This window comes from Vulcaniibacterium gelatinicum, from assembly GCF_008033445.1.
GTDB lineage: Bacteria > Pseudomonadota > Gammaproteobacteria > Xanthomonadales > Xanthomonadaceae > Vulcaniibacterium_B > Vulcaniibacterium_B gelatinicum.
Genome location: NZ_VNKO01000024.1, coordinates 19,711 through 29,207, shown reverse-complemented (window position 1 = coordinate 29,207; position 9,497 = coordinate 19,711). Strand labels below are relative to the sequence as shown.

Below are 9,497 nucleotides of genomic sequence, written 5' to 3'. Positions count from 1 at the left end.
CACTCCCAAGCTCAGCTCGACGAGATTGCTTTACGATTGAACCAGCGCCCGAGGAAGACCTTGGGCTTCAGGACGCCGGCCTACAAGCTCGGCGAGTGTGTTGCAACGACCGCCTGAGCCCGCCGTGTCCATCCGTGGCCAACCCCCCGCGCCTCCCCGCAACGACTCACGCCGCCGCGGGGCGGTCCTTGCGCAGGGCCTCGTCCAGCGCGCGCCAGGCGTGTTCGACCGCGGGCCGGGCCTGTTCCCAGCTCAGGCGCGAGCCGTAGCGGGCATGGGCTTCCCAGTTGCCCTGCAATTGCGACTCGACCGCGGCGAAGGCCTCGCCGCCGTGGCGCTGGTAGCTCTCCAGGCCGTAGCGGTAGGCGGGGCGGTAGTCGTTCCAGTCGTGGCCCGGCAGGTAGTAGGGCATGTGCAGGTAGATCTGCTCGAAGTGGCCGAGGTTGTCGCGCTGGTCGCGGGCCTCGGCGATGCGGTCGCCGGCGGTGGCGCCGAGCGCCACGCCCGCCACCGCGCCCGCCGCCATGCCCGGCGGGCCGGCGATCGCCGCGCCTAGCGCGGCCCCGGCGATGCCGCCGGCCAGCGCGCCGCCGCCCGCGCCCAGGATGTGGTTTTTCTTCAGCAGGCTCATGACGCGTGCTCCCGCCCCTGGCACCCAGGTTCACGCTAGGCCCGCCGGTGTTGGCGAGCCGTGAAGCCGGCTTCAGGCCGCGGCCGTCGCGCCCAGCCGCCAGGCCAGGCCGGAGACGCGCTGCGCGCGCCGCGCCAGCGCCGCGCCGAGCGCGTCGGCGTCGCCGCACAGGTGCAACGCGCGGCGGGCGCGGGTGAGCGCGGTGTAGACCAGCTCGCGCGAGAGCACGCGCGCATCCTGGCGCGGCAGCAGCAGCCACACCGTGTCGAACTCCGAGCCCTGCGCCTTGTGCACGGTGAGGGCGAAGGCGCTCGCATGCGCCGGCAGCGCCGCGGGATGGAACGCGCGCGGCGTGCCGTCCTCGCCGGCGAACCAGACCCGCGTCCCTCCCGACGCCTCGTGCAGGCACACGCCGATGTCGCCGTTGAACAGCCCCTGGCGGTGGTCGTTCTCGGTGACGAGCAGCAGGCGGCCGTGGAAGTACGGCGCGCGGCGCGGGCCGGCGAGGGCCTCCTCGATGCGTGCGTTGAGCCGGGCCGCGCCGTCGCGCAGCGCGGTGAGCAGGCACTGGCGCGCGGCCAGCGCCAGCGCGCTGTCCGGATCGCGGGCCTGGGCGAGCGCGCGCCACGGGGCGAGCAGTGCCTCGCGCAGCGGCCCGGCGAGCGGATCGTGCACGTCCTCGTGGAACCGCACGCCGGACAAGCCGCCGGCGCGCAGCAGCGCGAGCGCGGCGTCGGCCTCGCCGGTGCGCACCGCCTCGGCGAGCGGGGCGAGTTCGAGGCTCTCGGCCTGGCGGTAGCCGCGGCGCAGGTGCACGCGGTGGCCGGCGAGCGGCGCCGCGGTTTCCGGCGCGACCGCCGCGGCGCCGAGCAGCGGCGCGAGCGCGCGGGCATCCGCGTCCGCGAGCGCATCGCCGGCGCCGGCGGCGGCGCAGATCGCGGCCAGCACGTCGCCGGCTTCCACCGAGGGCAATTGCTCCGGATCGCCGAGCAGGACCAGGCGCGCGCCGGTCGCCACCGCCTCGGCCAGGCGCGCCATCAGCGGCAGGTCCACCATCGAGGCCTCGTCCACCACCACCACGTCGCAGGGCAGGCGCTGGGTGGCGTGGTAGCGGGCCTGCGGACGGTCGGGGCGCAGGCCGAGCAGGCGGTGCAGGGTCTGCGCGCCGGCGGGTACGGCCGCGCACAGCTCCGGGGCGACGCCGGGCAGGGCGCGCAGCCCGGCCAGGCCGCGCTGCAGGCTCTCGGCCAGCCGGCGCGCGGCGCGGCCGGTGGGCGCGGCCAGCGCGATCCGCGGTGCGGGCGCGCCCTCGAGCCGGGCCTGCGCGACCAGCAGCAGCAACAGGCGCGCCACGGTGGTGGTCTTGCCGGTGCCGGGGCCGCCGGTGATCAACAGCAGGCGGCGGCGCAGGGCGAGCGCGGCGGCGCGGGCCTGGGCGTCGTCCTCGTGCGCATGCGGGAACAGCGCGGCGAACAGCGGGGCGAGCGCCGCCGCGGGCGCCGTCCCCTCCCCGGCGGCCGCGATCCGGCGCAGGTCCTGCGCCAGCCGGCGTTCGTGCTCGCGGTAGCGGCGCAGGTACAGCAGCCCGGCTTCCAGCACCAGCGGCCGGGTCGGGTCGGCCTCCGCGTCCGCGGCGGGCGTGGCGACCCAGGGCGAGGCCACGAGCTGCGTCTCCCAGGCCGCCGGCGGCGGCCAGTCGGCGTCCGCCTCCGGCGCCGCGCGCAGGTCGCAACCGGCATGGCCCTCGGCGATGGCCGCCGAGGCGAGCGCGGCGGCGGCGAGCACCGGTTCGGGCGTGGCCGGCGCGTGCCGGCGCAGGGTGTCGGCGAGGGCGAGGTCCACCCGCCGCAGCGCGCCGGCCTCACGCAGCCGTTCGAGCAGGCTCATGCGGCCACCTCCGCCGCCGCGCCGGCGAACAGCGCGTCCACCGCCTCGACCAGCGCCGGCGCCGGCACGAACGCGTGCACGCCCGGCCGCGCCGGCTCGCGCGGGGCCAGGCCGCGGCAGAACAGGTAGCGCACGCCACCGAAGTCGCGCGCGTAGTCGTACCCGGCGCCGAGGCGGAAGCGCAGCCAGCGGTGCAGGGCCAGGGTGTACAGCAGCGCCTGCAGGTCGTACTCGCTCTCGGCCATCGCCTGCGCCAGCGCGTCCGGGCCGTAGTCGGGCAGGCGGTTGGACTTGTAGTCGAGCAGGAAGTAGCGGCCGTCGTGCGCGTACACCAGGTCGATCTTGCCGGTCATCAGGCCTTCGAGCCGGCGCCAGGCGCCAAAGCCGGTGCGCCCGCGCAGCAGGCCGTGCGCGTGCAGCGTGGCCAGCAGCGCCTCCACCGCGGTCGGGGCGAGGCGGAAGTGGAACTCGAGTTCGGCGCGGCGCGCGGAGGGCGGCAGTTCGCACAGGCGCGCGCCTTCGGGCAGCGGCGTGGTGAGGGTGCGGCCGACCAGGGTGGTGAGCAGCGCGACGCCGGCCTCGAGCTCGGCCTCGGCATAGCCGCGCGCGCGCAGCGCTTCGATCAGCAGCGCGCGTTCGCCGGGCGGCGCGGGGCCCTCGTCCCAGTCGCGCCAGGCTTCGAAGCGGGTGCGTTCGAGCGCGTCGTGCAGGGCCACGCCGAAGCGGGCGCCGGCGAAGCGCGCCTGCGCCTCGTCCGGTGCCGGCGCTTCGGCCTCGTCCTCGCCGCCGCGTTCGGCGAGCGCGGGTTCGGCGTCGCGGGTGAGCTGGCTGAAGCTGTGCACCCACCAGTCGCGCGGGCGCGGGCCGGCCGGCGCCCGCGCCGGGGCCACCTGCGGCGGGCGTTCCGGCGGCGGCGCCTGCGGCGGGGTTTCGGGCGGAGGCGCGGTGTCGAGCACGATCGCGCCGGCGCTGTCGGCGGCGAGCGCATCGAGGCCGCGCAGCATCGGCGCCAGCGGCGTGGTGTCGTGCCGGTACAGCGGCCCGGTGCACAGCCACAGCGCGTGCCGGGCGCGGGTCAGGCCGACATAGAGCAGGCGCGCGTCCTCGGCCTGCTGTTCGCGGGCCTCGGCCTGGCGCGCGGCATCGTCGGGGGCGAGCTGCAGCACCACGCCGTGGCCGTCGCGGGTCTCGCACCAGCGCGCGGAATGCCGGGTGCTGTCCTTGCCGATGCCGGCGTAGGGCAGGAACACCAGCGGATACTCCAGGCCCTTGCTCTTGTGCAGGGTCACGATCTGCACCCGCGCGGCATCGGATTCGAGCCGCAGCGCCTGGGTCTCGTCGTCGGGATCGGCCTCGGCGATGCGCCGCCGCAGCCAGTCCACCAGGCCCGCCTCGCCCAGCGCGCGCGCGTCGGCCGCCTGCAGTTCCTCGCCGAGCTGGAGGGTGTTGGTGAGCCGGCGTTCGCCGTCGGCGAGCGCGAGCAGCGCCGGCGCGCGCTGCGCGCACAGGTCCGAGACCAGCGCCAGCGGGCCGTGCCGCTGCCAGCGTTCGCGCCAGGCCAGCGCCTCCGCCTGCCAGTGCGCCAGGCGCTCGGGCTCGGCGTCGAACGCGGCCAGCGCGGCCGCGTCCAGGCCGAGCAGCACCGTCGCCAGCGCGGCGCGCAGGCGGCCGTCGTGGCCGGGGTGCTGCAGGGCCTCCAGCACCGTCAGCAGTTCCAGCGCCTCATCGGTGGCGAACAGGCTCTGCTTGCCGGCCGCGACCGCGGGCACGCCGGCCGCGGCCAGCGCGGCGCGGATGCGGGTGGCCTCCTTGTGCTCGCGCACCAGCACGGCGATGTCGCCGGGTTGCACCGGCGTGTACGCGCCCTCGCCATCGTCGTCACACCGACGCCGCAGGCGCGCGCGGCCGTCGGCGAGCAGTTGCACGATCTCGGCCACGCAGGCGGAAGTGGCGAGCGCGCGCGAGTCGTCGGCGCTCCAGGGCTTGCCGTCCGGCCGCGATGGCAACGCCCGGACCCGCAGCGCCGGCGCGGGCGCGCCGTCGTGCAGGAAATCCGCATCGTCCACCCGGCCGCCGGGCACCAGCGGCTCGTAGCCGATGCGCGGATCCACGAACGCGGCGGCGCCGGCGCGGGCGTACAGGGCGTTGACCGCGTCCAGCACGCAGGGCCGCGCGCGGAAGTTGGTGACCAGCGCCGGCGCGCGCTCGGCCCGCGCGGCCGCGTCGAGGTAGGTGTGCACGTCGCCGCCGCGGAAGCGGTAGATCGCCTGCTTGGGATCGCCGACCAGGCACAGCGCCGGCGCCGGACTGCCGCCGCCGAACACGCGGTCGAAGATCGCCCACTGGCGCGGATCGGTGTCCTGGAACTCGTCCACCAGCGCCGCCGCGTACTGCGCGCGCAGCGCCTGCGCCAGCGCCTCGCCGCGCGGGCCGGCCAGTGCCGCGTGCACCTGCGCCAGCAAATCGTCGAAGGTCTGCACCCGGCGCGCGCGCTTGAGCGCATCGAGCCGGCGCGCGGCCTCGGCGCGCACGCGGTGCAGCAGGGCGATGCGGCGGTTGGCGAGCCAGGTGTCGCGCGCGGCCATCGCCTCGCTCCACGCGGCGGCGGCATCGCACAGCGGCGAATGCGGGGTGCGCCCGGCGTGGTTCTTCTTGGTCTTGGCCAGCAGGGTCCGGGGCAACAAGCGGTCGAAATGGCTGTGGATCGGCGCCGCGGCCTCGCCCGTCGCGCACCACTGCGCGAGCGCCGGCCAGAGCCGTGCCGTGAGGTCAGCCTGATAGCTGCTGCGGTGGAGCACGTCGTCGCGGATCGCCGCCTCGAGTTGGTCGCGGAACGCATCGCCATGGCGCAGGAAGGCCTCGCGCAAGGCCGCCGCGGCACGTTCGAGCGTCGGCTGCGGATCGGCCGCGTCCGGCGCCGGGGCCGGGGCCAGGGCCGTCGCGCGCAGCAGCTTCGGCAGATCCTTCGCCAGCGCCTCGGGGCCCTGGGGCCACTCGGCCGCGAGCACCTCCGCCGCGCCCGGTTCCGCGGCGAGCCCGCGCCACACGTCGGCGGCGACGTCGAGGTACAACTCGCGCGCGCTGCCGAGCAGCTCCGGCGCCGGCAGCGCGGCGGCATCGAGCACGTGCTCGGCGAGCACGCGCTGGCAGAAGCCGTCAATCGTGCAGATCGCGGCGAGGTCCATCTCGTACACCGCGCGGCGCAGGCGTCGCGCGAGCGCGGCGTCGCTTTCGCCGTCGGGGCGCGCGGCGAGCACGGCGCGGCACAGCGCGACCTCCGCCGCCTCCGTCGCGGCGTCCGGCGCATCGCCCGCGGCCAGGCGCGCGGCGAGCGCGAGCCGGGCGCGGATCCGCGCGCGCAGCTCGGCGGTGGCGGCGCGGGTGAAGGTGACCGCGAGCAGCTGCGCCGGGCGCAGGCCGCGTTCGACGATCTGGCGCAGCGCGAGCGTGGCCAGGGTGTAGGTCTTGCCGGTGCCGGCGCTGGCCTCGATCAGGCGCAGGCCGGTCAGCGGCAGGTCGAGCCAGGGGTCGCGCACGGCGCTCATGCCGGCAGCTCCGTGGCTTGGGCCTGCAGCACCGCGTCGAACACGGTGCGCGCGAGCGCGCGGAAGCGGGCGCCCTGCGCGGCGTCGGCGAACGGGTCGCGGCCGCGCAGCGCCAGGCGCGCGCCGGGTTCGTCGCCCTCGCTCCAGCCGCGATCCTGGCGCCAGGTCTTGCGCGCCGCCTCCCAGGCCCGCTGTTCGGCCTGGTCGGGGTCGCCGCGCGTGTCCTGCATCGCCGCATACCACGTCCAGCCGCTGCGCGGCAGGAACGGCAGCGGTTCGCGCAGCCCGGCCGCGCACAGTGCCAGCAGCGCCAGCAGCGCCTCCCGCGCCTGCGCCGCCGGCACCGGCGCGCGCGGCTGCAGCGCCACGCCATGCTCGAACTCGGCCAGCTGCCACAGCGTCACCGGCTGTTCCGTCGCGCACAGCAGCAGCCAGTCCAGGCCGTGGCGGATCTGCGCCACGCCATCCAGCGCGCCGAAGCGCAGGCGCACCAGCCCCTGCCGGTACAGGCCGTCGAAGGCGGCCTGCACGCACCACGGGCCGAGCCAGGCTTCGCAACGCGCGGTGACCGGCTCCTCGTCGCCACGCCACTGCCGGAACGCCCGCGCGTACGGCAGCACTTCCGCGCGCAGCAGGCCGGCCTGGCGCCGGCCGGCCGGGCCGGGCGGGAGCAGGGCGCGCGCGCACAGGCGCGCATGCAGGGCCGCGACGTCGTCCTCGCCCGCGCACAGCGCCTCGAACACGAGCCGCCGCGCGGCATGCCGCTCCAGCCCGTGCGCGGGCAGCTGCAGCGGCTCGGTGTCGTCGAGCGTGGCCACCGCATCCGGCAGCCGCATGTCCAGCCGCTGGCGCAGGAACGCGCCGGGCATGTCGCACAGAAACCCGGCCAGCGCCTGCACCGACATCGGTTCCGACGCCGCGGGCGCGGCCGGTGGCACCAGCGGCGCAGCGGCGAACGCCGGCAGGGCGCGGCGCGGCTGCGGGCCGGCGTGCGCGGCCGCCTGCCAGGCCGCGCCGTAGCTGAAGCGGCGCGGGTCGCGGCCGTCGCCGAACGCGTCCGGCGCGAACGGTTGCAACGGGTGGTGCAGCACCAGCGCCGTGCGCGCGGTTTCCGGATCGTGGTGGTAGCGCGCCGCAGCTTCCAGCAGCTCGGTCACCACCGTCGAAGGCAGGCGCTTGCTGCCGTCGTGCGGATCGGCGCCGCACCAGCTGACGTAGAACACCTCGCCGGCGGCGGCGAACAGCTGCAGGAACAGGAAGCGGTCGTCGTCGCGCAGCGAACGGTCGCCGGCGCGGCGCTCGCGCGTGCCCAGCGCCTGGGCCAGGCGGTTGAGCCCGCTGCCCGGGTCGCGGCGCGGGAACTCGCCGTCGTTCAGGCCGAGCACGCAGATCACCCGGAACGGCAGCAGCCGCATCGGCACCATGCGCGCGAAGCTGACCCCGCCGCCGAGCAGCGGCGCGCGGGCGTCGGCCTCGGCCAGCACCGCCTGCAGGTGCGCGCGCACCACCTCGGGCGGCAGCGCACGCTCGAACCCGGCGGCCTGCGCCTGGCGGGCGAAGCCGTCGAACAGCTCGCGCAGGCGTTCGAGCGTGCGCGCATCGCGCACATCGCGCGGCGGCCGCGGCAGCAGCGCCTCGAGCAGGGCCAGCACCCGTTCGCGCCACTGCGCCGGGGTCAGCGCCGCGGCCAGGGTGCGTTCGTGCGTGGCCAGCACCTCGAGCAGGCGCAGCAGCGCGTCCAGCGCATCCAGCGCGCCGCCCTCGAGCAGCGGCAGCGGCGCCACGCCGGCGAGGTCGGCCTCGGCGCCGGTGGCGTGGCCGAGCAGCAGGCGGTCGAGCGCGAAGCGCCAGGTGCAGGCCTCCTCCGCCGGCGCGTCGTGGCGGGCGCGGTGCGCGGCGTCCAGGCCCCAGCGCGCGCCGGCCGCCTGCAGCCAGTCGCGCAGGCGGTCGAGCGCCTCCGGGGTGAGCCCGGCGGCTTCGGCGATCGCCGGCGTGGCCAGCAGGTCCAGCACCTCGTGCAGGCCGAAGCGCGACAGCGGCAGCGCCAGCAGCCGCAGCGCCACCTCGGCCAGCGGTTCGCTGGCCAGCACGCTGGCATCGGCGAGGGTGTACGGGATCTCGCCCGGCTGGCCGCGCGCGGCGCCGAACACCGCCGCGATCGCCGGCAGGTAGGGGTCGAGGTCGGGCGCGAGCACCGCGATCTCGCGCGGCTGCAGCGGCGGATCGAAGCGCGGATCGTCGAGCAGCGCCTGCAGCCGGTCGTGCAGCACCTGCACCTCGCGCAGGCGGGTGTGGCAGGCGTGCAGCTGCAGGCTGACGTCGCCCGGCTCCACCGCCGCGCGCCACGGCCGCGGCGCGCGCCGGTGCAGCAGGTCGCGCTGCAGGCGGCCGAGCAGCGTGTCCTCGTCCGGATCGTCCCCGGGCTGGTCTTCCGGATCGGCGTAGTACTCGGATTCGTCGGTCGGGTGCACCACCTCGTAGCCGCCGAGCACGGCCATGAAATCGCGCCCGGCGTAGCCCCAGGCGGCGAGCAGCGGATTCTCGTCGGTCTCGAGCGGATCCTCGCCCTCGCGCATGCGTTCGGCGAAGCTGCGCAGGTCGCCCCAGTACTTGCGCGAGGGCGTGGGCAGGTAGAAATGCAGCGTGCCCACCCGCGCCTGGCTGGCGATCACCCGCAGCACGTCGGGCGAGACGTTGAGGGTGGCGAAGGCGAACAGCCGCGACGGCAGGCCGGCGGGCGTCTGCGGGCCGTCGGCGCCGAAGCGGTGCAGGTAGTCGGCGACGCGGCGCGCGCGATGGCGGCGGCCGGCGGCCAGGCGCCGCCACAGCGCGGCCTGGAAGGCGAGCTGCGGATCGCGCGGGGCCTCGCCGGCCTCCCACGCCAGCAGCCAGTCGCGGCGCCAGGCCTGGTAGCGCTCGAACACCAGCGCCAGCTCGCCGGCCAGCGCCCAGGGCTTGAGCGGGTCGGCGCCGGCCAGCGCCGACCGCAGCGGCGCCAGCGCCGGCGCGCGCAGGGCCTCGGGATCGGTGAGCAGGGCGTACAGGCGCCAGTGCAGGCCGGCCAGGTCCAGTTCCTCGCCTGCGCCGGGCAGGTTGGCGTCCAGCGCGCGGCGCACGAACTCGCCGGGGGCGAGGAACTCGAGGTTGGCGGCGATGCCGTGCACGCGCGCCAGCTCGGCCTGCAGCCAGCGCCGCATCGCCGCCTGCGGGATCAGCACCACCTCCGGCGCCAGCAGCGGCTGGCCCGGCGCCGGCGTGCGCAGCTCCAGCGCCAGCGCGAGCGCCAGCGCCTGGAGCGAATTGGAGTGGTGGAGGCGGAAGTCGGCCGGCGCGGACATCGGCGCGATCATGCCGGAGCGCCGTCGCACGCGCTAAGACGGCGCGAAGCTGCGAGAATGCGCGCTTCCCGCTCGGCGCCGGTTCAGCCCGGCTTG

At 76.9% G+C, this 9,497-nt stretch carries 4 protein-coding genes; all 4 read right to left on the bottom strand.

The window, feature by feature from the left end; translation table 11 throughout:
- Nucleotides 1-166 precede the first annotated feature (166 nt).
- Nucleotides 167-631, bottom strand: coding sequence for a hypothetical protein (locus FPV26_RS12070; RefSeq protein ID WP_147654130.1), 465 nt, complete (start codon nt 629-631; stop codon nt 167-169).
- Between the two features lie 72 nt (nt 632-703).
- Nucleotides 704-2,518 carry an exodeoxyribonuclease V subunit alpha gene (gene recD, locus FPV26_RS12065; RefSeq protein ID WP_147654129.1) on the bottom strand — a complete coding sequence of 605 codons (1,815 nt, stop codon included), beginning with the start codon at nt 2,516-2,518 and terminating at the stop codon, nt 704-706.
- Nucleotides 2,515-6,063 (bottom strand): UvrD-helicase domain-containing protein, encoded by a 3,549-nt coding sequence (locus FPV26_RS12060; protein WP_147654128.1) that lies wholly within the window; start codon nt 6,061-6,063, stop codon nt 2,515-2,517. Before FPV26_RS12060 ends, recD begins: the two co-directional genes overlap by 4 nt.
- Nucleotides 6,060-9,401, bottom strand: a complete 3,342-nt coding sequence (gene recC / locus FPV26_RS12055) for an exodeoxyribonuclease V subunit gamma (RefSeq protein WP_246109284.1) — start codon at nt 9,399-9,401, stop codon at nt 6,060-6,062. The genes FPV26_RS12060 and recC overlap by 4 nt, the downstream gene beginning before the upstream one ends.
- Between the last annotated feature and the right edge of the window lie 96 nt (nt 9,402-9,497).